The sequence below is a fragment of the Paraburkholderia podalyriae genome, from assembly GCF_014397785.1.
Taxonomy (GTDB): Bacteria; Pseudomonadota; Gammaproteobacteria; order Burkholderiales; family Burkholderiaceae; genus Paraburkholderia; species Paraburkholderia podalyriae.
Map to the genome: position 1 here is coordinate 94,180 of NZ_VZQQ01000011.1, position 22,521 is coordinate 116,700.

Annotated in this window: 18 protein-coding genes; 10 read left to right on the plus strand and 8 right to left on the minus strand. The window is 66.2% G+C overall.

What is annotated here, in order from left to right; genetic code table 11:
- Positions 1-91: 91 nt before the first annotated feature.
- A complete protein-coding gene (locus F6X42_RS15425) occupies positions 92-517 on the minus strand; it encodes a TOBE domain-containing protein (RefSeq protein ID WP_187635043.1) in 426 nt (141 codons plus the stop codon).
- 156 nt (positions 518-673) lie between these two features.
- Between F6X42_RS15425 and F6X42_RS15430 the strand changes: the two genes are divergently transcribed.
- The 4 genes from F6X42_RS15430 to F6X42_RS15445 all read left to right on the plus strand — a co-directional run bounded on the left by F6X42_RS15430 (position 674) and on the right by F6X42_RS15445 (position 4,731).
- Positions 674-2,236, plus strand: a complete 1,563-nt coding sequence (locus F6X42_RS15430) for an SH3 domain-containing C40 family peptidase (protein ID WP_187635152.1) — start codon at positions 674-676, stop codon at positions 2,234-2,236.
- A gap of 145 nt (positions 2,237-2,381) precedes the next feature.
- Positions 2,382-2,867, plus strand: coding sequence for a VOC family protein (locus tag F6X42_RS15435; RefSeq protein WP_187635044.1), 486 nt, complete (start codon positions 2,382-2,384; stop codon positions 2,865-2,867).
- A 68-nt stretch (positions 2,868-2,935) separates the two neighbouring features.
- Positions 2,936-3,412, plus strand: coding sequence for a VOC family protein (locus tag F6X42_RS15440; protein ID WP_187635045.1), 477 nt, complete (start codon positions 2,936-2,938; stop codon positions 3,410-3,412).
- 86 nt (positions 3,413-3,498) lie between these two features.
- The gene (locus F6X42_RS15445) at positions 3,499-4,731 is read left to right on the plus strand and encodes an MFS transporter (protein ID WP_187635046.1); all 1,233 of its coding nucleotides are present in this window, start codon (positions 3,499-3,501) and stop codon (positions 4,729-4,731) included.
- Between the two features lie 247 nt (positions 4,732-4,978).
- Here the strand turns inward: F6X42_RS15445 and F6X42_RS15450 are convergent, their stop codons facing one another.
- Positions 4,979-5,911: a recombination-associated protein RdgC gene (locus F6X42_RS15450; RefSeq protein WP_187635047.1), complete on the minus strand. Its 933-nt coding sequence runs from the start codon at positions 5,909-5,911 to the stop codon at positions 4,979-4,981.
- Positions 5,912-6,056: 145 nt separating this feature from the next.
- Here F6X42_RS15450 and F6X42_RS15455 point away from each other — a divergent pair, with 145 nt between their 5' ends.
- On the plus strand, positions 6,057-6,383 hold the full coding sequence (locus tag F6X42_RS15455) for a hypothetical protein (protein WP_187635048.1): 327 nt from the start codon (positions 6,057-6,059) through the stop codon (positions 6,381-6,383).
- 42 nt (positions 6,384-6,425) lie between these two features.
- Here the strand turns inward: F6X42_RS15455 and F6X42_RS15460 are convergent, their stop codons facing one another.
- The gene (locus F6X42_RS15460; protein WP_187635049.1) at positions 6,426-7,271 is read right to left on the minus strand and encodes a glycosyltransferase family 2 protein; all 846 of its coding nucleotides are present in this window, start codon (positions 7,269-7,271) and stop codon (positions 6,426-6,428) included.
- 286 nt (positions 7,272-7,557) lie between these two features.
- Between F6X42_RS15460 and F6X42_RS15465 the strand changes: the two genes are divergently transcribed.
- Positions 7,558-8,859 carry an O-antigen ligase family protein gene (locus tag F6X42_RS15465; RefSeq protein WP_187635050.1) on the plus strand — a complete coding sequence of 434 codons (1,302 nt, stop codon included), beginning with the start codon at positions 7,558-7,560 and terminating at the stop codon, positions 8,857-8,859.
- Positions 8,860-8,917: 58 nt separating this feature from the next.
- On the opposite strand, the gene F6X42_RS15470 is transcribed toward F6X42_RS15465, so the two are convergent.
- The gene (locus F6X42_RS15470) at positions 8,918-10,024 is read right to left on the minus strand and encodes a glycosyltransferase (protein ID WP_187635051.1); all 1,107 of its coding nucleotides are present in this window, start codon (positions 10,022-10,024) and stop codon (positions 8,918-8,920) included.
- Positions 10,025-10,204: 180 nt separating this feature from the next.
- On the opposite strand from F6X42_RS15470, the gene F6X42_RS15475 reads away from it, so the two are divergent.
- On the plus strand, positions 10,205-11,230 hold the full coding sequence (locus tag F6X42_RS15475) for a glycosyltransferase family 2 protein (protein ID WP_187635052.1): 1,026 nt from the start codon (positions 10,205-10,207) through the stop codon (positions 11,228-11,230).
- A 21-nt stretch (positions 11,231-11,251) separates the two neighbouring features.
- Here F6X42_RS15475 and F6X42_RS15480 read toward each other — a convergent pair whose 3' ends face one another.
- Positions 11,252-12,319 carry a glycosyltransferase family 2 protein gene (locus F6X42_RS15480; RefSeq protein WP_187635053.1) on the minus strand — a complete coding sequence of 356 codons (1,068 nt, stop codon included), beginning with the start codon at positions 12,317-12,319 and terminating at the stop codon, positions 11,252-11,254.
- Positions 12,320-12,443: 124 nt separating this feature from the next.
- Positions 12,444-14,237 (minus strand): lipid A export permease/ATP-binding protein MsbA, encoded by a 1,794-nt coding sequence (msbA, locus tag F6X42_RS15485; protein ID WP_187635054.1) that lies wholly within the window; start codon positions 14,235-14,237, stop codon positions 12,444-12,446.
- 241 nt (positions 14,238-14,478) lie between these two features.
- On the opposite strand from msbA, the gene F6X42_RS15490 reads away from it, so the two are divergent.
- On the plus strand, positions 14,479-15,240 hold the full coding sequence (locus F6X42_RS15490) for a glycosyltransferase family 2 protein (protein ID WP_187635055.1): 762 nt from the start codon (positions 14,479-14,481) through the stop codon (positions 15,238-15,240).
- A 46-nt stretch (positions 15,241-15,286) separates the two neighbouring features.
- Here the strand turns inward: F6X42_RS15490 and dnaE are convergent, their stop codons facing one another.
- Positions 15,287-18,853: a DNA polymerase III subunit alpha gene (dnaE, locus tag F6X42_RS15495; RefSeq protein WP_187635056.1), complete on the minus strand. Its 3,567-nt coding sequence runs from the start codon at positions 18,851-18,853 to the stop codon at positions 15,287-15,289.
- A 295-nt stretch (positions 18,854-19,148) separates the two neighbouring features.
- On the opposite strand from dnaE, the gene F6X42_RS15500 reads away from it, so the two are divergent.
- Both F6X42_RS15500 and gluQRS read left to right on the plus strand, forming a co-directional pair.
- Positions 19,149-20,012: a sulfurtransferase gene (locus tag F6X42_RS15500; protein WP_187635057.1), complete on the plus strand. Its 864-nt coding sequence runs from the start codon at positions 19,149-19,151 to the stop codon at positions 20,010-20,012.
- Positions 20,013-20,064: 52 nt separating this feature from the next.
- The gene (gene gluQRS / locus F6X42_RS15505; protein ID WP_187635058.1) at positions 20,065-20,955 is read left to right on the plus strand and encodes a tRNA glutamyl-Q(34) synthetase GluQRS; all 891 of its coding nucleotides are present in this window, start codon (positions 20,065-20,067) and stop codon (positions 20,953-20,955) included.
- 45 nt (positions 20,956-21,000) lie between these two features.
- Here the strand turns inward: gluQRS and F6X42_RS15510 are convergent, their stop codons facing one another.
- Positions 21,001-22,464, minus strand: coding sequence for a DEAD/DEAH box helicase (locus F6X42_RS15510; RefSeq protein WP_187635059.1), 1,464 nt, complete (start codon positions 22,462-22,464; stop codon positions 21,001-21,003).
- Positions 22,465-22,521: the final 57 nt, after the last annotated feature.

A 22,521-nucleotide genomic window follows, 5' to 3' on the forward strand; every position in this document is an offset into this window, starting at 1 on the left:
CGGGATGGAAAGCGCCAACAGGTGACGCTCACACGATTGTTTCTGGATGGGACGGCATCATCGTTCGCGCCATACGCGATACCGGAGCCCCTTACTGATCGACACCGATAATCACGCTCGACGCCTTGAAAATCGCCGTCGCCGTCTTGCCGCTCGCGAGGCCGAGGCGCTCGACGCTGTCGTTCGTGATGATCGCCGCGATCTGCGCGCTACCCGCGCTGATCGTCACTTCTGAATTGACCGCGCCCTTCGTCACGGCCGCGACGGTCCCTTCGATGCAGTTGCGCGCCGACACCTGGTGCTTCGCGACATCGACCATCACGATCACCGACGATGCCTTCACGAGCGCAAACGCCTGCTTGCCGGCCGCGAGCCCGAGCGACTTCGCGCTGCCGTGCGTGATGATCGCGACGACCTCGAGACCGTCCGGCGTGCGCAGCGTGACTTCGTCGTTGACGGCGCCGTGCTTGACTTCGGTGACTTCGCCGCTGAACTGATTGCGTGCGCTGGTTTTCATGCCGGGCTCCCTATCGATTCAAGCGCGTGGCGACGCGCGGGGTGGACGGATAAAGGAGTGTAATGGAAGCCGCGCGCCGCCGCTAAACATCCAATCCGCCGTGGGCATCGCCGACACCGTATCATCGTGCCCCTGGACCTCATCCGCCTGATCTTTATGCCCGTCGCCGCTCTCTCCCGCCGTGCCTGCCACGCCCTTGTTCTGTGCGCCGCGATCACGACGCTCGTCGCGTGCAGCACGCCGACGCCGCCGCGCGATACGCACGCGTTCGTCGACAACGTCACGCTGTTTCCGCTCGCCCATTACGACCAGAACGTCGATCACTGGTTCGACCCCGACAGCCCTGACTACGATCGGCCGTTTCTCAGCGCCGCCGAGCAGCGCGCGCATTTCGACGCGCTGTTCGCGCGCTACTTCGGCACGGGCGCGAACGCGCCATCGCCGTGGAATCCCGCCTGGGTGACGACGCGCGTGTTTCGCGACGAGGGCGAGGACATCGCCGCACTGCAACAGCGCCGTATCGACAAGTTCGACAACACCCGCAAGCATGGCAGCATCATCGCTTACGGCGAAAACTTCCGGCCGCACGACAAGGCGTGGATCGACGCGATCGCGCACAACATCAACGTCGCGCAGTTCACGCAAACCCCGGTTTATCAGGCCGCGCGGCGCGCGATCGCGACCGGCAACCTGATGGTGCGCGAGTTGCCTACCACCGATCCGTCGTTCTACGACCATCGCCTGGCCGGCGAGGGATACCCGTTCGACAACCTGCAGATTTCGGCGGTGCGGCCCGGCACGCCGCTCTATGTACTCGGCAGCAGCGTCGACGGCGCGTGGCATTACGTGCAGACGCCCGACGTGCAGGGCTGGGTGCGCAGCGACGGCGTCGCGTTCGCAGACGATCGTTTCATCGATCAATGGCGCGCGGCGGCCGGGAAGTCGCTGGGCGCGGTGATCGTCGCGTCGGCGGCGATCAACGACAGCCGTGCCGTGTTCCGCTTCGACGCTCCGGCCGGGACGATGCTGCCGCTGGTGACGGGTGCCCCGGCATCATCGGCTGCGACCAGCAGCAACGCAGCCACGCTCCAGTTGCTCGTACCCGCGCGCGACGTCGACGGCCGCGCCCTGATCCGCAGCGCGTCGCTCGACGCCACGCAGATCACGCCGATGCCGCTCGCCGCGACGCCGCGCCATCTCGCGATGCTATTGAAAGCGCTGATCGGCCGGCCGTACGGCTGGGGCAATAGCGGGCTCTACAACGACTGTTCGTCGGAACTGCAAAGCATTTTCGCCGCGTTCGGCGTGTGGCTGCCGCGCCATTCGTCGACGCAGATGAGCGCCGGCCGCATGGTCGATCTGTCGGACTCGACGCCCGCCGGGCGGCTCGACTATCTGGCGCGGCATGGGGTGCCGCTGCGCACGCTGATCTACATCGGCGGGCACGTGATGCTGTACCTCGGCAACACGACGCGCGACGGCGTCTCGGTCCCCGTCGTGTATCAGGACGTGTGGGGCTTGCGCCCGGCCGACGACAGCCGCCGCGCGGTGATCGGCGGCTCGGTGATCCTGCCGCTCGACGAGCGCATCCCCGAGGACGCGACGCTGCAGTCGCTCGCCGCGACGCACACGTTTCAGATCAGCATCCTCGGCGCGCCGGCGGGCAGCGCGGCGCCGTCGGCCGCGCCGCCCGCGGACGAGGACAATCCGGCGGGATAAATGGCCGGGCCGCCCTCGCCCTTGCCTGAAAATATTTTTTTTCGGGGTGTCGATCCGACGGCCGCGAACTCGTCGTAACGTTGAAGACCCAGCTCACGCAGCCGGTCTTTCCACTGAGGAACCGTTACTTCAAGGAGTCACCGTCATGTCCAGCGCCGCCGTCAAACCGATCCCGGACGGGATGCACTCGCTCACGCCGTACCTGATCTGCAAGAACGCCGCCGAAGCGATCGCGTTCTACACGAAAGCCTTCAACGCCGTCGAACAGGTCCGCCTGCCGGGCCCCGACGGCAAGGTGATGCACGCGACGCTGAAAATCGGCGACTCGATGCTGATGCTGACCGACGAATGGCCCGAGCATCAATCCTTCGGCCCCATCACGCTGAAGGGCACGCCGGTCACGATTCACTACTACGTCCAGGACGTCGACGCGAGTTTCAAACAGGCGGTCGACGCGGGCGCCACCGTCACGATGCCCGTCACCGACATGTTCTGGGGCGACCGCTACGGCCAGCTCAAGGACCCGTTCGGTCACAGCTGGTCGCTCGCGACGCACAAGCGCGACCTGAGCGCCGAGGAAATCCAGCAGGGGATGGCCGCGATGAACTGTTCGTCCGAAGAGAAGAAGTAAGCAGCCGGCGGGCGTCGGGCGAACATACGCCCGCCGCCCGCCGTCACCCGTCGCGAAGGAGCAACGTCATGCAGAAAATCGCGCCGTGCCTATGGTTCGACGGCAATGCGGAAGAAGCCGCGGCGTTCTACACGTCCGTGTTTTCGGCTTCGCGCATTGCAACCACGCTGCACTACACGGACGCTGGGCCCGGACCGGAAGGCAAGGTAGTGGCCATCGTCTTCGAAATCGAAGGCCAGGAGTTCATGGCCCTGAACGGCGGCCCGCAATATCCATTCACGCCGGCCATCTCGCTGTTCGTGCACTGCGACTCGCAGGAAGAAGTCGACCGCTACTGGTCGAAGCTGCTCGACGGCGGCGGCGAGCCGTGGGCGTGCGGCTGGCTGCGGGACCGCTTCGGCGTGTCGTGGCAGATCGCGCCCAACGTATTGATGGACATGCTGCGCGACCCGGACCGCAAGAAGGCAAGCCGCGTGATGGCGCAGATGATGAAGATGGTCAAGCTCGATATCGCGCCGCTCGAGCACGCGTATCGCAGCGAGTAGCAGAGCACACGGGCGCGTGCGCGTACCTCGCACGCGCGAACTTTTGATAGCATCGGTCTCGACCCCAACACGGCGAGACAACCACGGTGCGCGTCAACCATCAGGCCTTCTTCTGCTCGCTGTTCATCGCGCGTCTCGCCGATCAGATCCTGCTCTTTCTGGTGCCGCTCGTCGTGTTTCAGACGACGCGCCAAGTCTCGTGGTCGGGCCTCGCGTTCTTCATCGAAACGCTGCCGCGTTACCTCGTGTTCCCGTTCTTCGGCGCGCTGTGCGACCGCTTCCCGCCACTGCGTCTGATGCGGCTGAGCCAGGCGGTGCGCGCGCTCGCATGCTTCGGCGGTATCGCCGCGTATGCGCTGTTCGGCGGCATCGGCTGGCTGATCGCGCTGTCGGCCGCGTGCGGCGTGCTGACGAGCCAGGGACTCGTCGCGCGCGAGGTGATGCTGCCGCAGATCTTCAGCACTCAGCAGATCCAGAAGGTGCTCGCGTATTCGCAACTGGCCGATCAGCTCGGCTTCGTGCTCGGGCCGATGCTCGCCGCGCTGCTGCTCGGCTTGTGGCGCTGGGAATGGGTAGTCGCCGCGACCGGCGTGCTGTTTCTCTGCGCCGACGCCGCGCTGTTCGTCTGGCAGCGACTAAGCGGTTTTCGCGCGCCCGCTGATTCGTCCGCTGATTCGTCCGCCCATTCGCTCGCACCCACCGCTCACTGGAGCACGCCGCTGCGCATCGCGCTCAATCACGTGTGGACCCTGCCGGGCCTGAGAAAGGTCATCATGCTCGCGGCCGCGGAGAACCTCGTAATCGGTGTGACACTCGCGACATCGGCGGCGATGGTGACGGGCTTGCATGCGCAATCGAACCGCTACTACGCGGGTTTGCAAACGGCCGGCGCGATCGCCACGGTGCTGGTGCTGCTGACGGTGGCGCGCGCCGGCTGGCCCGCGCGCGTGCTCGGTCTCGTCGCGTTCGTGATGATCTGCGCGGGCGGCGTGATCGCGGGCGCGAGCGCGTCGCCGTGGGGCTATGCGCTCGGCTTTCTGCTGATCGTCGGCTTTGACAAGATGTTCAACGTCTACATCCGCAGCGCGCGTTTGCAGATCATTCCGCCTGAGGATTACGGCAAGACGATCGGCGTCGCGATTCTGCTGAACAACCTGACGCAGCCTCTCGCCGGCCTGCTCGTCGGCGTGTTCTCCGCGCGCACGCAAACCGGCCCACTGATCGTCGCACTATCGCTGACGATGGGCGGCATCGGCGCGGCGGTAGCGATCGGCCCGGCGCTGCTGCGCCGCAAGCGCGCGTGGGCTCTCGAAAACTGACGGCGCGTCGACGCGCGGCGAAGCGCGCGACGACACGGCAAAGTTACCCACAGTTTTTGTTGGCAAATCTGTGCATAACTTCCCGGAAAGATCTGCAAGCCTTTGATACGGCTGTCGTTTTTTCGTCTGCATCGAAGGTGCGGCAGCGCACGGAGTTTTACCGGGGTTCATGCGTGGCCGATTGCGCGCAGACTGTCGTCAGCGCGGCGCGCCAGGCCAGCGGCGGACCTACCCGATCCATTTGCGCTCAAGCCGCCACAGCCTGCGGCAACGCGAACCCTTGCTCGCTCTGCTCGCCGCCCAACGCATCGATCAGATCGCGCAGCATGCGGTCGAGTTCGGCCGTCATCAGCGCGACGTCGGAATCGAAGCGCTCGTCGTCGTTCTGCGCGGTCGGGTCGCTCGCTTCCTTGAGCACGTCGAGCGGCGCGACGCGCTTGATCGTCAGCGACGGCGTCAGCACGAACGACACGCGATCGTTCCACGTCATCGCAAGCCGCATGCATTGTTTGCCGGCCTCGATGTGGCGGCGCATGTCTTCGGCATCCAGCGCATGGCCGACATAGCGCACCATCGCGTTGCCCTCGGTGGGCGAACGCAGCTCGGTGTCCTGGTCGAGCGTGAAACCCGCCGGCGCGTCACCGTCGAGCAGCCAGCCGGTCATCGCCGCGACCGGCGACTGCGCGACGCGCACCGTCATCATCGGCAACGAGTCGATCGACTTCACGAGCAGACCGCGCACATCGTCGGCGACCGCCTGCGACGCCGCGTCGATCACGAGCCAGCCGTTCGTGCAATCGATCCACACGCGCGTATCGCGGCGGATGCTGAACGCGCGCGGCCGCAGCTCGTCGGTGACCTGCTCCTTCAGATCACGCATTTGCTTGCGGCCAGGCTTGAAGCCCTGCTGCTCCTCGAGCTCGGCCGCGCGCTCGCGCGTGACCTGCGTGACGACCGATGCGGGCAGCAGCTTCTTCTCGGCGCGAAACGTCAGCAGCATCTGTCCGTTCATCGCGTAGACGAGCGAGTCGCCGTCACGCGGCGGCGCCCAGCCTTGGGCCTGCATCTCGATGCTCTGGCCGGGCGCGAACGCGTACGGCGCGAGCCATTTCTGCATCTGTTCAGGGGTAACGGACCACGGAGCGGGCAGACGGTGCAGCTGAAGGTTTTTGAACCACATGAGCGAAGTCGGATTTGGGCAAAGCGCAGCATTTTATCCGACGCGAGCTGGCAGGGGCGTTCTGGCGAGCCTGGCGGCCCGCCCGCGCGTTCTGGCGGTAAATCACCTAGACTTCTGGACAGGACAGACTTAGACGGAGGCGGCCATGGCCGACGAAACCGCAGCCTGGCAGACGGTGCAATACGAGGGCTTCGAAATACACGTTTCACCTGTCGCGAAGGACCCGCCCGACGCGGCGCATGGCGCAGGAGCGGCCGCGCAAAGCAGCCGCTACACGTATCTCGGCTATGTCTGCCAACCGGGCGCCAACCCCCAGCTTCCCGGCCATGCGGTGCCGTTTCACGCGGACGGCGAGGAGAGTTTCGCAAGCCTCGACGACGCGCTATACGAAGCGGTGCACGTGGGGCGCAGCATCATCGACGGCACGCATCCGGACCTGACCGTGCTGCCGCTCGTGACGGGCGGCGTTTGACACGCGCCGCGCGTCAGGCAGCCGCTTTCGGCTCGACGCCCGTCAGCCCAGCGCGCGCTTGATGCGCGACTTCAAAAGCGCACGGCGCAGCCGGCCGGTGCGCTCGGGCTCGCTGAGCGCGAGCGCACCGGCGAGGGCGGTGCCGCGGCGCAGATAATAGCGGTCGAAGGTCGCCTGCGTCATCCCCCACTTGTTGAGGAACTGGCGACGCCCGTCGTTCTTCACGATCTTGCCGGTGCTCTTCTGCTGGAAGTGATAGACGAGACTGTCGCCGACACCGACGAACACGCGACAGCCCGCGTCCCACAGCTTCATCGAAAAATCGTTGTCGCTGCTCATGCCGGGGCTCAACTCGCTGCTGTAGCCGCCCACCTTGAACCACCAGTCACGATGCACGAGCGTCGGCGGCCACGTCGCGCCGCGCCAGTCGGCGCGCGCGAGGCCAGGCGCGGCGGCGACCAGCTCGTCGGCGCGGAACACCTGCGCGTCGCGGCCGAAGTCGCGCACGACCACGCACGGATTGCCCGAATCGACCGGCTCGATCATCGTGCCCGACAGCATGAACAGGTTGTCGGCCGGCATCTGGACAAGACGCTTGACGAGAGCTTCGTCCCAGCCGGGGCAGCAGTACATGTCGTCGTTCATGTAGACGATGTAGTCCTGCGTGGCGCGCGCCGCCGCGATGTTGACCGCGTGGCAAATGCCGATATTGCCGGGCGACGCCGTGTGCTCGATGCCCTCGTCGCGCACCCACGCGAGCGTGCCGTCCGAGCCGTCGTTCACGTGCACGATGAGCTGGTGCGGATGTGTCGAATGACGGCGCAGGCTTTTGATCACGAGCCGCAGATAAGGCAGGTTGTTCCAGGTCGGGATGATGATTGAGAACATCGAGTCGGTCCGTTGAGCTGGGCGCGGGCGCGGCATGCGCCGCGCGCCGGCCATGAGTGTCGCGCGATTGTACCGCCCCCGTCTGCTCGCACGACAGACGCCGCCCGCCCCCGCCCCGCCGCATGCCGCGCGCCAGTAGAACCCTACCGCGTGCGGCAGCAAGCATTTCGCAAGGAAGCGCATGGTTATAATCCGGATCGCTCTGCCGTCTTGAAAAACTCAAATGGTCCGGCGCCTCCTGCAATTTCACCACCGGAACGGTAGTGTTCATCGATAACGTAGACCTATGATTTTTGCATCCAGTCTGGTCTGGCTCACGTCGGCTCTGCTGTTTCTCGCGCCCGCGGTCAATCTGATCTGGCGCGGCGGCACCGGCTACTGCTTTTTCGCGCTCGTCGCGCTTGCGCTGGGCGCGGCCATCGTCAACCGGCGCATGCCGGGCTATTTCTCCGCGTTGCGCACCTATCGCTGGTTCACGGTCGGCATGCTCGCGTTCGTCGTCGGGGTCGGCGTGCAGCAGCTGGCGCTCGGCTACTGGCTGCCACGCGAGTTCGACTCGTTGACGCGCTTCGTGCTCGCACTGCTGGTGTTCCTGCTGCTGCGGCAATTGCCGTCGCGCAATCTGCGCATGATCGGCTGGGGCTGCGCGGCCGGCGCGCTCGCGGTCGGCGCATGGGCGATCATCGATCAGCCGCCCGGCGGCTGGACCGACGCGAAACGCCTGAACAACTCGTACACGAACGCGATTCCGTTCGGCGATACCGCGCTGCTGCTCGCGTTCCTGTCAGTATTCACGCTCGGCTGGGACAATCCACGCGACTGGCGCGTGCTCGTGCCGCGGGTCCTCGCGCTGGTGTCGGGCGGCTATGCGTCGTTTCTGTCGGGCTCACGCGGCGGCTGGCTCGCGGTGCCGGCGTTCGTCGTGCTGCTCGGCATGCAGTACCAGTGGTTCGCCCATAAAAAGCGCATGCTGATCGCGACGCTCGTGATCGTGATCGCGGCGGGTGGTCTGCTATCGACCGAACGGGTTCGCAAGCGCTTCGCCGAAGTGCCGAACGACGTATCGATGATGCACAAGGGCGAGGATTTCACGGCCACGGGTCTGCGCCTGCAACTGTGGGATGCGTCGCGGATGATCTTCGAGCGACATCCGGTGTGGGGCATCGGCAAGGGCCGTCTGGTCGACGAACTCGGCGTGATGGCAAAGCGCGGCGAAGTGAAGGCCGAAATCGTCAACGAGCGCGCGCATAGCGACTTTTTCTCGACGCTCGCCGAGATGGGCGCGGTCGGCGTGATCTGCCTGCTGCTGTTCTACTATGGGATGGGGGTGTATTTCTGGCGGCACCGGCACGCGACCGATCCAGCAATTCGCGCCGCGTCGTACGCGGGTCTTGCGGTCGCGGCCAGCACGGTGATCTTCGGGCTCACGATCGACGTGCTGGTGCCGATCATGGTGACGGTGCTGCTCGCGTTGCTGGTAGCGACGCTGCTGGCGGTGATCGATGCGCGCAAACGCGAATTGCGAAGCGAAGCGCGTCCCACGCCGACGCCAGCGGCGCTGGTGCGCGAGAAGCAGCCGCGCGATTGATTTCGATTCGAGCAGGAGCGGCGAGCAGAAGCGGCGAGCCGAGCGCGGCGCGCCGCTGTCATCCGCGCGTGAACACCTCGTAAAGCGCCGCGACGTGCGCATCGACGCTCGGGTCGTACACGAGGCTGTCGCGCGGCGCCGCGATGCGGGCACCACCGCTCTTCACGCGCGCGATCGCCTGCTCGATCGCGCGCTCGAAACTGCCCGCGGACTGCCGCGAGAACTCGATCTTCGCCGCGCCGGTCACGGTCTCCGCCGAGCCGACGTTGTCGGCGATTACGAGCGGCGTGCCGCACATCACCGACTCGACGCCGACGAGTCCGAACGGCTCGTACGCCGACGCGACGACCGTGAAATCGGCGGCCGCGAACAGCTTCTCGATGTCCTTGCTATAGCCCGCGTAACGGATCGTGTCACTGGTCTTTGGCACCGGGCGGCCCGCGACGACGAGACACACCGGCAGGGTCGTCCGCGAGAAAAACGCTTCGAGCAGCGCATAGCCCTTGCGCTCGTGACTCGTCGACGAGAACACGAACATCATGCGATCGTCGGGCACACCAAGCTGGCGGCGCACGGCCGCGCGCGCGGCGGCGTCGAGCGGCCTGAAGCGTTCAGTGTCGACCGGCGGATACAGCACGTCGATGCGCGCGGCCGGCACGTGATAGAAACGCTGCAACTCCCGGCTCATCAATTGCGAATGCGCGACGATCGAGCGCGCCCGCGTGTAGACGCGCCGCTCGAGCTCGATCTGCCATGCGTCGCTGCGGCGCGGCGCGCGGCCCGCGGCTTCGAGCGAGCCCGGGTGCGTGCCGCCGCACAACGCGACGTCGGCATGCGTCGAGTGATTGATCGAGAACACGCACGCCGGACGATGCCGCTTCAAACGCTGCTTCAGACGCCAGTCGAACGCGAGGTTGCGCAGCTTGCGCGGCGCCCAGCGCACGTTGAGCGGCTGCGCATCGATCCACGCGGCCTCGGGCAGCGCGCGATCGATCTCGCGCGCGAACAGCGTCGGGCGCAGACCCATGCGATGCAGTCCGGCGATCACATCGCGCGTGTAGCGCTCGGCGCCGCCGCTGTTCTTCAGCGCCTGGGCGGTCAGCGCGATGTCGACGAGGGGACGGCGGTGCGGGTCGAGGGCTGCGTCGCGGGTTGGCTCTGACAAGGATCGGTCTCGGTGAGACGCACGCGCGGACGGGGCCGTGGGTGCGCAGTTTCGGGGCAGCGGCAATTGTAAAGGATGGTTTCGCCGGGCTCAGCTCGCAGTGCTCAGGTTTGCCGCGTGCGTCGCGCGGCGCGGCCGTCAGCGGCTAGAATCTAGGCCAATCGCCTTCGCCTCGACCTTATGACCGATAGCCCGCCGCGCCTCGCAACCCCTGCAACCGCCGACACCACCCGTCCGCTCGTCTCGATGCTCGTGATCGCCTACGACCAGGCGGAGCAGATCGGCGACGCCGTGCGCAGCGCGCTCGCGCAGACCTACGAGCCGCTCGAAATCATCGTCTCCGACGACGCGTCCAGCGACGCCACCTACGCCTCGATCGAAGCGGCGCTCGCCGGCTACGCAGGGCCGCATCGCGTGATCGCGCGGCGCAATAGCGCGAACCAAGGCATCAGCGCGCACCTGTCGCAACTCGCGCAGCTCGCGCACGGCGAACTGCTGTTCGTCGCCGCCGGCGACGACATGTCGGCGCCCGAACGCTGCGAACGCGTCGTCGACTGCTGGCTCGCGCATGGGCGCCGCCCCGACCTGATCGCGACCGATCTCGCCGACATGGACGAAGCGGGTCAGGTGCACGAGCGCGTGAGCCCGACCGGGCTCGACCGCTATCGCAGCTTCGACGACTGGCTCGTCGAGCGTCCATGGCTGATCGGCGCCGCGCATACGTGGTCACGACGCCTGATAGAACGCTTCGGGCCGATGCTGCCCGGCGCCGCGGCCGAGGATCAGATCATGGTGCTGCGCGCGATCCTGTCGGGCGGTGCGATCAGTCTGCGCGAGCCGCTGGTCCGCTACCGGCGCGGCGGGCTATCGCGCAAGCGCCGTTACCAGTCGGTCGACGAGTTGGTCGCGCGGATGCGGCAGAGCAATCGCTACGGATTGGCGGAACTCGCGCAGCTGCAGCGCGACGCTGAAATCGCCGGCGTCGCCGAACGCATGCGCGCGGCGATGGCGCCGAAGCTCGCGCGCGAGCAGTTCATCCACGCGATGTTCGAAGCGGGCGGCCTCGGCGAACGCATCGGGCTGGTGACGCGCAGCGCCGGCGTGAAGCTCGGGCTGCGGATTCGGATGTTTCTTTATGCGAGTTGCCCGGTGGTGTATGCGCCGGGCATCTGGATCAAGCGGGTCGTGCGGGGCAGAAAGGCATGACGAGAGCGCGCATGGCCGTCTTCACAGACGCGAGCGTCGCGAAACACTGCGCTTCGCTCCCCGCCGCTGCCGCAAGCGTCGCACGAGGCTCGGCCGTCGCACCTCGACGCCAAAGCTCAACACGCTCGCGCGCAAACGCCGCAGTATCTTCACCGAGCGCACGAACGTCTCGCCGGTGTGGCTGATCATCACGAACTCGAACGCGCCGCGCCAGCTCGCGACACCGCGCGAAAACGCGTACATGTCGTGGCGCGCGTCGACGGGCAGCTCGGCGCCGAAGCGCCGCGCGAACGCCCGCACCTGATCCGCGATGGCTTCGATCTGCCGCTGCCGGCTCGCGCCGCGTCGCCGTGCCGCCTCGGCGCCGCATTCGTCGCGCGCCGCGCCGCGCTCGTTGGTCGCGCTCGCGCCGACCGCGTTGCCGTCATGCTGCCGATACTTCAGATGCGACGCCTCGACGTGACGAATCTCGCCGAACGACGCGACCACCATCGCGAGCCACCAATCATGCATCGCGATGCCGGGCGGGAATGGCAGCGCGCGTTCGAGCGTCGCGCGATTGACGAGCATCGCGCAGCCGGGCACGTGGTTGCTCAGCAGAAAATCGCGCAGTCGCGTCGCGCAGCGCGACTTCGCGGTGATATCGAACAGCGAGCGCGATAAACAGCACAGCGTCGAGTCGACGAGCTCGATGTCGCAGAACGCGAGCGCCGGCTTCGCGGCGCCGCCTCCCGCGCTCTCCGCGCGCCGCAGCTCGCGCATCAGATCGGTGACTTTGTCGGGCGCCCAGACGTCGTCCTGGTCGGCGAGCGCGATGTAGTCGCCGCGGCAACCGGCGAGCGCGCGCTCGAAATTGCCGACGATGCCGGCCCGCGTACCATCGCCGACGAGCCGCACCGACACGCGTCCCGCATAGGACGCGAGCAGTTCGCGGGTGCCGTCGCTGGAGGCGTCGTCGGACACCACGACTTCGAGACGGGGCCAACTCTGCGCTTCGAGTGAGGCCAGCAGCTCGGGCAGATAAGTGCGGCCGTTGTACGTCGCGAGCGCGATGGAGACGAGCGGCTTGCTCGGATCGTCGTGAAACATGGGCAGTCGATTTCCGCCAGACGGGCCGTGGTTGCCCGCCAGCATGCGATTAGCGCCGAAAAAGCGCAACCAATTGAGACTTAAACACAACACCGGCCCGCGCTCCCGTCCGCAACGTGCCGGATCAAACCGCGCTTTGCTGGAACTGGATGCGGTGCAGATGCGCGTACAAGCCGTCGTGCTCGAGCAGTTCGCGATGGCTGCCGCGCTCGACGATCCGCCCCGCCTCCATCACGAGAATGCGGTCGGCGCGCTCGATCGTCGAGAGCCGGTGCGCGATCACGAGCGTGGTGCGGCCCTTCATCAGCGTTTCGAGCGCCGCCTGCACGTGGCGTTCGGACTCGGAATCGAGCGCGGACGTCGCTTCGTCGAGAATCAGGATCGGCGCGTCCTTGTGGATCGCCCGCGCGATCGCGAGACGCTGACGCTGGCCGCCCGACAGCATCATGCCGTTGTCGCCGACGAGCGTCTCGATGCCCTGCGGCATCGCCTGCACGGTGTCCCACAGGTTCGCGGCGCGCAGCGCCGCCTTGACCTTGTCCGGATCGACCGCCTGACCGTACGCGACGTTGTGCGCGATGGTGTCGTTGAACAGCACGACATCCTGGCTCACCATCGCGATCTGGCTGCGCAGCGCGTGCAGGTCGTATTCGGGCAGCGCCACGCCGTCGACCAGAATCGCGCCGCCGGTCGGATCGAAGAAGCGCGGCAGCAGGTTCACGAGCGTGGTCTTGCCGCTGCCCGACGGACCCGCGAGCGCGACCATCTCGCCCGGCGCAACCTTGAACGACACCTGGTCGAGCGTGTGACGGTTGTGCGTGGAGTTCGCGCCGTAGTTGAACGACACGTCGCGGAACTCGACCTCGCCACGCGCGCGGGCGAGCGGCTTGCCGCCGCCTTTTGGCTCGGCCGGCTCGTCGATCAGGCCGAAGATCAGTTCGGCCGCGGTCATGCCGCGCTGCAACGGCTGATTCACGTCCATCAGATGCTTGAGCGGCGAGATGATCAACAGCATCGACGTGACGAACGCGACGAAGCCGCCGACCGTCGTCTGATCCGACGACGACTGCACCACCGCAATCGTGATCACGACCGCGAGCGCGATCGACGCGAGGAACTGCGTCAACGGCTGCGCGAGGCCGCCGGACACCGTCATGCGCATCGCGTAGCCGCGCAGGCGCCGGCTCATTTCAGTGAAGCGGTCCGTCTCGTACTGCTCGCCGTTGTGCACCTTGACGACCTTGTAGCCGCCCACCGTCTCCTCGACGATATACGACAGCTCGTTCGTCAGCAGCTGATGCTCGCGGTTCAGGCGCCGCAGCCGGCGGTTGATCTTGCCGACCAGCCAGCCGATGCCCGGCAACAGCACCGCGACGATCAGCGTCAGGCGCCAGTTCAGATAGAACAGATAGCCGAGCAGGAAGATCACCGTCAGCGAATCGCGCACCAGCGTGATCATCACGCTCAGCAGCACGTTGAGGATCTGGTTGACCTCGAAGACGATCGCGTTGATCACCGTGCTCGCGGTTTCGCGCTGGAAGAACGCGACGCTCGTGTGAATCATGCGGTCGAACATCTTCAGACGCAGTTCGAGCAGGATCTTGTTCGACACGTAGGCGAGCAGATAGCCGGACGCGTACTGCGACACGCCGCGAATCAACGCGAGGCCGATCACCGCGGCTGGCACGAGCCACCTGGTCCTGTCGACCGCATGCGAGCCGAAACCCTTGTCGAGCAGCGGCTTGAGCAGCGCGGGAATGGCGGCGTCGGTGCCGGCGCTCACCGCCATCGCGACGATCGCGCCGAGCACGACCCACAGCAGCGGCTTGATGAATGGCCACAGACGCCGCAGGACGACGGCCGGCGACGATGCATCGCCTGAACCCATGGGTTTGCTTAACGTTGGCTTGGCGCTCAAGGAATCCTCTGGAAATGCCGAACAGCGAGCACGCGGCGCAGGGTTGGCCCGCCGCGTGGAATATCGAAAAAGAGCATTGTAATCGGTTGAAGATCACGGCCGGTGCCCGGTGCGCGCCGCCATGCGCGGAACCCCTGGCGAAGCGGCGCTGTGGTGTGGGGCGGGATGGGGTGTGTATACTCGCTGCTCGATTGCCGGGTCGCAGCCCGCTCCGTCACTTCGTCCTCCACGCAACTCAGGTATGCAAGAAACCACTCTTGGCGTTGCCATCATCACCCGCAACGCGGCGGCGCGGCTAGCCGAATGCCTGCAAGCCGTGGCCTTCGCCGATCAGATCGTCGTGATCGACGGCGGCAGCAGCGACGGCACCGCCGACATTGCCCGCGCGCACGGCGCTCGGGTCATCGAACAGACGGACTGGCCGGGCTTCGGCCCGCAAAAGAATCGCGCGGTCGAGGCACTGACGACAAGCTGGATCCTGTCGCTCGACGCCGACGAAATCGTCACACCGGAACTTGCCGCATCGATTCGCGCGACGCTCGCCGCGCCCGCCGCCGACGTCTACGCGCTGGACCGTCTGTCGAGCTTCTGCGGCCATTGGGTCCATCACAGCGGCTGGTATCCCGACTGGATTCCGCGTCTCTTTAAACGCGGCACCGCGCGCTTCTCCGACGACCTCGTGCACGAGCGCCTCGTTTTCGACACGCCCGCGCAACGCCTGACCGGCAAGCTGATGCACTACTCGTACGAGGACTACGAGGGCGTGCTGCGCAAGCTCGACGCGTATTCGACAGCCGGCGCGCGGCAGCGTTACGAGGCCGGGCAGAAAGGCAGCATTCGCCTCGCGCTCGGGCGAGGCCTGTGGGCGTTCGTGCGGACCTATCTGCTGCGCCGCGGCTTTCTGGACGGCCGCGCCGGGTTGATGATCGCTCTGTTCAACGCGGAGACCGTGTACTACCGGTTTCTGAAGCTGGCACGTCTGGAACAAACGGGCGGCCGGTAAGGTCAGCCGCTACACCCGGCACCGGCCACCACGCCACCGGCCCCGCTCAATACACGATCTCGATCGAGCTTCCCGCAAACTCGCCGCGCAGCGCGGCGAGCAGTTCATCGGTCGGCTTCACGCGCCATGCGTCGCCCAGACGCATTTCGCCTTGCGCATGCTCGCTGCGATAAACGACCTGCACCGCGAGCCCGTTCGGAATCTGCACCGCCTGACGCTGACGGCCGCCATCGCCGCCGAAGCCGCCCCGCCCGCCGCCATTGCCGCGTGACGCGGCCGCCGGCGCGGCTGTGACGGACGGCTCGTCCTTGCCCGCGGTGTGCGCTTCGAGCACCCGGCGCAATGCTTGCGCGTCCGCGTTGCCGTTCATCTGCACCTTGAGGGAGTCAGCGTAACGGCAGCGCGCGCGGCCGAGATCCATCACCGTTTCGACCGTGAAGCGGATGCCGCCCGTGAACGCGTCGTTACGCGCCTGGCCCTGCACGACCAGCAGTTCGTCTTCCTTGAACAACTGCTTGTGCTCTTCGAAGACCTCGTTGAAGACGGTCACTTCGCACTGGCCGGTGCCGTCGTCGAGCAGCGCGATCAGCATCTTGCCGCGCTGGGTCATCTGCGTGCGCAGCGACACGATCACGCCCGCGACCAGCTTGTCTCGCCCTTCCTTCAACTCGCCGATCTTCTGGCGCACGAAGCGACGCACTTCGTCCTTGTAGGCATCGAACAGATGGCCCGACAGGTAGAAACCGAGCGCGGCCTTCTCTTCCTGCAGCTTGCGCTTTTCCGGCCATTCCGGTTCGTCGACGAGTTCGTGGCCTTGCGACGGCGCATCGCCCATGTCGAACAGCCCCGCTTGCAGCGCATTGGCCGCCGCCTGCTCAGCCGCTTCCATCGCGAGCGACACCGACGCGATCAGCTGCGCGCGGTTCGGATGCAGCGTGTCGAACGCGCCGGCGCGAATCAGTGCCTCGACGGTGCGGCGATTGACGATGCGCCGATCGACGCGGTTGCAGAAATCGAAGATGTCGATGAAGCGGCCTTCCTCGCGCGCGCGCAGGATTTCTTCGATCGCGTTCTGGCCGCTGCCCTTGATCGCGCCGAGGCCATAGCGGATCGTGCGCGAGCGCTTGCCGTCGGCTTCGGCGACCGGCTCGAAACGGTACGCGGACAGGTTCACATCTGGCGGCAGCACGGCCATCCGGTTCGCGAAGCAGTCTTCGAACAGGATCTTGACCTTGTCCGTGTCGTCCATCGCGAGCGACATGTTGGCCGCCATGAATTCGGCCGGATGGTGCGCCTTCAGCCACGCGGTGTAGTACGCGAGCAGCGCGTAGGCGGCCGCGTGCGACTTGTTGAAGCCGTAGCCCGCGAACTTCTCCATCAGGTCGAAGATTTCGTCGGATTTCTCGCGCGTGAGTCCGTTGGTGGCCGCGCCTTCCGCGAAAATTTCGCGGTGCTTCGCCATTTCCTCGGGTTTTTTCTTACCCATCGCGCGACGCAGCAAGTCGGCGCCGCCAAGCGAGTAGCCGCCGATGATCTGCGCCATCTGCATCACCTGCTCCTGGTAGACCATGATGCCATAGGTCTCTTTCAGAACAGGTTCGACACGCGGGTCCGGATATTCCACCACCTCGCGGCCGTGCTTACGCGCGCAGAAGCTCGGGATCAGATCCATCGGACCCGGACGGTACAAAGCGACGAGCGCGATGATGTCTTCGAAGCGGTCGGGCTGCGCGTCCTTCAGCATGCCCTGCATGCCGCGGCTTTCCAGCTGGAACACGGCGACCGTGTTCGCTTTCTTCAGGATCGAGAACGACGCCGGGTCGTCGAGCGGCACCTGGGCGAGCGACCAGTCCTGCTTCGACGGATCGAGGCGGCGGATGTAGCGTTCGGCCCAATCCAGAATGGTCAGCGTGGTCAGGCCCAGAAAGTCGAACTTCACGAGGCCGACCGCTTCGACGTCGTCCTTGTCGTACTGGCTGACGACGCCGCTTTCGTCGCCCTGCGTGTACAACGGGCAGAAATCGGTCAGCTTGCCGGGCGCGATCAGCACGCCGCCCGCGTGCATTCCGACGTTGCGCGTCAAGCCTTCCACGCGCTGCGCGAGTTCGAGCAGCTGATGCACTTCGTCTTCGTTGTCGAAGCGCTCCTGCAACAGCGGCTCTTCCTTCATCGCGTCGGCGATCGTCACGTGCTTGCCCGGCTTGAACGGGATCAGCTTCGCGATGCCGTCCGTGAACATGTAGCCGAGATCGAGCACGCGGCCGATGTCGCGCACCGCCGCCTTCGCTGCCATCGTGCCGAACGTCGCGATCTGCGACACCGCGTTCGCACCGTATTTCTCCTTCACGTACTGGATCACGCGATCGCGGCCGTGCTGGCAGAAGTCGATATCGAAGTCGGGCATCGACACCCGCTCCGGATTCAGGAAACGCTCGAACAGCAGGTTGTAGCGCAGCGGATCGAGATCGGTCACGCCGAGCGCATACGCGACCAGCGAACCCGCGCCCGAACCCCGGCCGGGACCGACCGGCACGCCGTTGTTCTTGGCCCAGTTGATGAAGTCCGCGACGATCAGGAAGTAGCCCGGAAAGCCCATCTTGATGATCGTGCCGCACTCGAATTCGAGGCGCTGATAATACGTCGCGCGCTGCGCGTCGCGCTCGGCCGCGTCCGGATACAGCTGTTCGAGCCGCTTTTCGAGGCCTTCTTTCGACAGCTGCACGAGGTAGTCGTCGAGCGACATGCCGTCGGGCGTCGGAAACAGCGGCAGCTTCGGCTTGCCCAGTTCGAGCGTCAGATTGCAGCGCTTCGCGATCTGCACGGTGTTCGCGAGCGCCGAAGGAATGTCCGCGAACAGCGCGGCCATCTGCTGTTGCGAGCGGAAATACTGCTCGGCCGTAAAGCGCTTCTGGCGACGCGGATTCGCGAGAATGTCGCCTTCGGAAATGCACACGCGCGCTTCGTGCGCGGTGAAGTCGTCCGGCGTCATGAACTGCATCGGGTGCGTCGCGACGACCGGCAGTTTCAGCGATGCCGCGAGCGCAACCGCCTGCTGCACGTACTGCTCGCCGCCAGGCTGGCCATAGCGCTGCAGCTCGATATAGAAGCCGCCCGGGAACACCTTCGCCCAATGCTGCGCGTTGCGCTTCGCCGCCTCTTCGTTGCCGGCCGCCAGCGCGAGACCGATGTCGCCCTGCTGCGCGCCCGACAGCGCGAGCAGCCCTTCGCCCAGACCGGATTCGAGCCAGCCGGCTTCGATTTCCGCGCGGCCGCGATACTGGTTCGTCAGCGAGGCCTTGCTGAGCAATTCGCAGAGGTTCAGGTAACCGCGGTGGTCCTTGACCAGCAGCAGCAGGCGGGAAGGCTTGTCGCGGTCGTCAGGATTGGTGATCCAGACGTCGCAGCCGGCAATGGGTTTGATACCTTTGCCACGCGCTTCCTGGTAGAAACGGACGAGGCCGAACGCGTTGCCGAGGTCGGTGAGCGCGAGCGCGCCCTGACCGTCTTTGGTCGCCGCCTCGACGATGTCGTCGAGACGCACGATGCCGTCGGCAATCGAGAATTCGGAGTGAACGTGGAGATGAACGAAGCGGGGATCTGACATGGGCGACATTGTAACCCCACCCTTCCGCAGATTTCAGGTCGAAACGGCGTTGGCCAAGCGGCCAGGACGGGGGCGGCGCGAATGCTGTTTGAGCTGGCGCAACCCCTTGGCCGTTCGGCCAGGTCGGGGAAAATGCCGGGTTGGGGGATAATAGCGGTTTCGCCTCTTTCGACATGGCCATCTGGCCGCCCCAACCGCGCGCCAAACCGCGGCGCTTATACGGGGGCACGACAGCGCGGGCACAACAGCGGCGGCACAGCCCGCCGCACGTCGCCACGCAGGCCATCTTTACCGCAGAACACACATGAGTATCGTCAATCTCGCCGCGTATCAATTCGCGACCATCGAAGACACCGCCGCCTGGCGCCCGCTCGTCACCGAGCGCTGCAATGCGCTCGGCCTGCGCGGCACCATCCTGCTGGCGCCGGAAGGCATCAATCTGTTCATCGCCGGCGCGCGCGCGAACACCGACGCGTTCATCGACTACCTCCGCCACGATCCGCTGTTCGAAGGCAAGTTCGCGAATCTGCGGTTCAAGGAAAGCCTGTCGGACCAGCAGCCGTTCACGCGCATGCTGGTCAAGCTCAAGCGCGAAATCATCACGATGAAAAAGCCGGCGATTCGCCCGGAACTCGGCCGCGCACCGTTCGTCGACGCACCCACGCTGAAGACCTGGCTCGACCGCGGTCACGACGACGAAGGCCGTCCGGTCGTGATGCTCGACACGCGCAACGCGTTCGAAGTCGACGTCGGCACGTTCGACAACGCGCTCGACTATCGCATCACGAAGTTCAGCGAATTTCCCGAGGTGATCGAGAACAATCGCGCCGACCTCGAAGGCAAGACGGTCGTGTCGTTCTGCACGGGCGGCATCCGCTGCGAGAAGGCCGCGATCCATATGAAGGACGTCGGCATCGACAACGTGTACCAGCTCGAAGGCGGCATCCTCAAATACTTCGAGGAAGTGGGCGGCGCGCATTATCACGGCGACTGCTTCGTGTTCGACTATCGCACCGCGCTGAATCCGCAACTCGAACCGACCGCGACCGTTCAATGTTTCGGCTGCCGCGCGGTGGTCACGCCCGAGCAACAGCAATCGCCGATGTACGTCGCGGGCAAGACCTGTCCGGTGTGCCATCCGGACCGCAAGGCCGCGTGCGCCGCGTAATCACAGCCCGGGCGGCAAGCGGCGCGTGCGCGTCGCCTGTCGTCCCCAAACCATGACCTATCGCGGACGCTTCGCGCCGTCGCCGACCGGCCCGCTGCATGTCGGCTCGCTGGTCAGCGCGCTCGCGAGCTGGCTCGACGCGCGCGCGCATCGTGGCGTGTGGCTCGTGCGCATCGAAGATGTCGACGGACCGCGCACGGTGCCCGGTGCCGCCGAGGACATCCTCGCGACCCTCGAACGCTTCGGCATGCACGCCGACGAAACGCCGGTCTGGCAAAGCCAGCGCGTGGCGCGCTATCAGCGGGCGCTGGAGCAGTTGAAATCGACCGGTCTCGTCTATCCGTGCGGCTGCACGCGCAAGGAAATCGCCGATTCGCTGGTGCTCGCGCACGCGCGCAACACCACGCTCGCCTACCCCGGTACGTGCCGCACGGGTCTGCATGGCAAGCCGGCGCGCGCGTGGCGGCTGCGCGTGCCCGACGGCGAGCGCGCCGTGATCACGTTCGACGACCGCTGGCAGGGCCCGCAGACGCAAAACCTCGCGACCGAGGTCGGCGATTTCGTGCTGCGCCGCGCGGACCATCAGTGGGCATATCAGCTGGCGGTGGTGGTGGACGATGCGGACGCGGGCATCACGCACATCGTGCGAGGCGCGGATCTGATGGATTCGACGGCGCGGCAGATCTACCTGCAGCGTTGTCTCGGCGTGGCGACGCCCGCGTATCTGCATGTGCCGGTCGTCACGAACGAGCACGGCGAGAAACTGAGCAAGCAGAACGGCGCGTCGGCGCTCGATACCGACAAACCGCTGGACGCGCTAGGCGCGGCGGCACGGCATCTGGGACTGGAGCTGGGGAGCGAGCCGCCTGCGACGCTGGAACAGTTCTACAGCGCCGCGACCGCGGCGTGGGCGCAACGGATGAACATTCGCACATCGGCATGATGCGCACGCGCGGCGTTGCACCAGCGCGTCAAGCTGCAGCCTTCGTTACGACGACGAAGGCGTCTTCCTCGGCATCCCGAAGCCACCGAGCAACGCGGCCAGCTGCCGCTTCGGCACCGACTTCTGCTGCGCGTTCGACGTGGCCGTGTCCTCGATCTGGCGCACCGACGCCGGCGACGGCTCGTACGGCTTCAGGAAGAAATCGTCGACCGGCTGCGCGCGATGATGATGCGGACGGTCATACGAACCCGACGCTCCGCCCGTGCGACGGCGGCTGCGCTCGTCGCGCGGTTCGCTACGATCGCGGCGCGGCGGACGATCCTCGTGATGATGGCGCACTGGCGCCTCGACGGTCAGGCGCTGCAAGTCGAGCGGACGCTTGATCAGCTTCTCGATGTCGGCCAGCTGCTTGCGCTCGTTCGGGCTGCACAGCGACAGCGCGTCGCCCGATGCGCCCGCGCGGCCCGTCCGGCCGATCCGGTGCACGTAGTCTTCGGCGTTGAACGGCAGGTCGAAGTTGATCACGGTCGGCAGTTCGACGATGTCGAGACCGCGCGCGGCGACATCCGTCGCGACGAGCGCCTCGACTTCGCCGCGCTTGAACGCGTCGAGCGCCTGCATGCGCTCGCTCTGCGTGCGGTCGCCGTGAATCGCGGTCGCGACTACGCCGTCGCGCTCGAGGCTGCGCGCGAGCCGGCTCGCGCCGATCTTGCTGTTGCAGAACACGAGCACCTGCTTCAGGCCGCGCTCGCGGATCAGTTGCACGACCGCGCCGGTCTTGTCGCCCTCGGCGACTTCGTAGACGACCTGCGTGACATTGGTCGCGGTCGAGTTGCTGCGCGCGACTTCGATGGTCTGCGGGTTGCGCAGATACGTCGCGGCGAGCTTCTTGATTTCGCCCGAGAACGTCGCGGAGAAGAGCAGCGTCTGGCGCTCTTTCGGCAGCAGGTTCAGGATGCGCTGCAGGTCGGGCAGAAAGCCCATGTCGAGCATGCGGTCGGCTTCGTCGAGCACGAGCATCTGCACCTGACCCAGATTCGCGGTTTTCTGCTGCACGTGATCGAGCAGACGGCCCGGCGTCGCGATCAGGATTTCGACGCCGCGGCGCAACTGGTCGGACTGCGGATTCATATCGACGCCACCGAACACGACCGCGCTGCGCAGCGCCGTGTGCTTCGCGTAGGCCTGCACGTTCGCGGCGACCTGGTCGGCGAGTTCGCGGGTCGGCGTGAGGATCAGCGCGCGGACCGGATGGCGCGCCGGCGACGCGCTCGTACTGGCCTGCGGCAGCAGACGCTGGATGATCGGCAGCGAGAAGCTCGCGGTCTTGCCGGTGCCGGTCTGCGCGGCGCCCATCACGTCACGGCCCGCCAGCACGACCGGGATCGCCTGAGCCTGGATCGGCGTGGGCGACGTATAGCCCGATTCCTTGACGGCTTTCAGGATGTCGGGCGCGAGGCCGAATTGATCAAAAGTCTCGGTACTGGGCGTGACGGCGGTGTCGGACATGGTGGCTTTCGCTAAAAATGCGCGTGGCGCGATGCGCGCAGCAGCGGTCGGGACCGC

What these genes read in the sequence shown, in the direction of transcription:
- F6X42_RS15460 (WP_187635049.1), bottom strand. Translation starts at nt 7,271, where the DNA reads ATGTTCTCAATCATCATCCCGACCTGGAACAACCTGCCTTATCTGCGG.
- F6X42_RS15425 (WP_187635043.1), bottom strand. Translation starts at nt 517, where the DNA reads ATGAAAACCAGCGCACGCAATCAGTTCAGCGGCGAAGTCACCGAAGTC.
- F6X42_RS15435 (WP_187635044.1), top strand. Translation starts at nt 2,382, where the DNA reads ATGTCCAGCGCCGCCGTCAAACCGATCCCGGACGGGATGCACTCGCTC.
- F6X42_RS15455 (WP_187635048.1), top strand. Translation starts at nt 6,057, where the DNA reads ATGGCCGACGAAACCGCAGCCTGGCAGACGGTGCAATACGAGGGCTTC.
- dnaE (WP_187635056.1), bottom strand. Translation starts at nt 18,853, where the DNA reads ATGTCGCCCATGTCAGATCCCCGCTTCGTTCATCTCCACGTTCACTCC.
- F6X42_RS15430 (WP_187635152.1), top strand. Translation starts at nt 674, where the DNA reads ATGCCCGTCGCCGCTCTCTCCCGCCGTGCCTGCCACGCCCTTGTTCTG.
- F6X42_RS15465 (WP_187635050.1), top strand. Translation starts at nt 7,558, where the DNA reads ATGATTTTTGCATCCAGTCTGGTCTGGCTCACGTCGGCTCTGCTGTTT.
- gluQRS (WP_187635058.1), top strand. Translation starts at nt 20,065, where the DNA reads ATGACCTATCGCGGACGCTTCGCGCCGTCGCCGACCGGCCCGCTGCAT.
- F6X42_RS15490 (WP_187635055.1), top strand. Translation starts at nt 14,479, where the DNA reads ATGCAAGAAACCACTCTTGGCGTTGCCATCATCACCCGCAACGCGGCG.
- F6X42_RS15510 (WP_187635059.1), bottom strand. Translation starts at nt 22,464, where the DNA reads ATGTCCGACACCGCCGTCACGCCCAGTACCGAGACTTTTGATCAATTC.
- F6X42_RS15450 (WP_187635047.1), bottom strand. Translation starts at nt 5,911, where the DNA reads ATGTGGTTCAAAAACCTTCAGCTGCACCGTCTGCCCGCTCCGTGGTCC.
- F6X42_RS15480 (WP_187635053.1), bottom strand. Translation starts at nt 12,319, where the DNA reads ATGTTTCACGACGATCCGAGCAAGCCGCTCGTCTCCATCGCGCTCGCG.
- F6X42_RS15475 (WP_187635052.1), top strand. Translation starts at nt 10,205, where the DNA reads ATGACCGATAGCCCGCCGCGCCTCGCAACCCCTGCAACCGCCGACACC.
- F6X42_RS15440 (WP_187635045.1), top strand. Translation starts at nt 2,936, where the DNA reads ATGCAGAAAATCGCGCCGTGCCTATGGTTCGACGGCAATGCGGAAGAA.
- F6X42_RS15500 (WP_187635057.1), top strand. Translation starts at nt 19,149, where the DNA reads ATGAGTATCGTCAATCTCGCCGCGTATCAATTCGCGACCATCGAAGAC.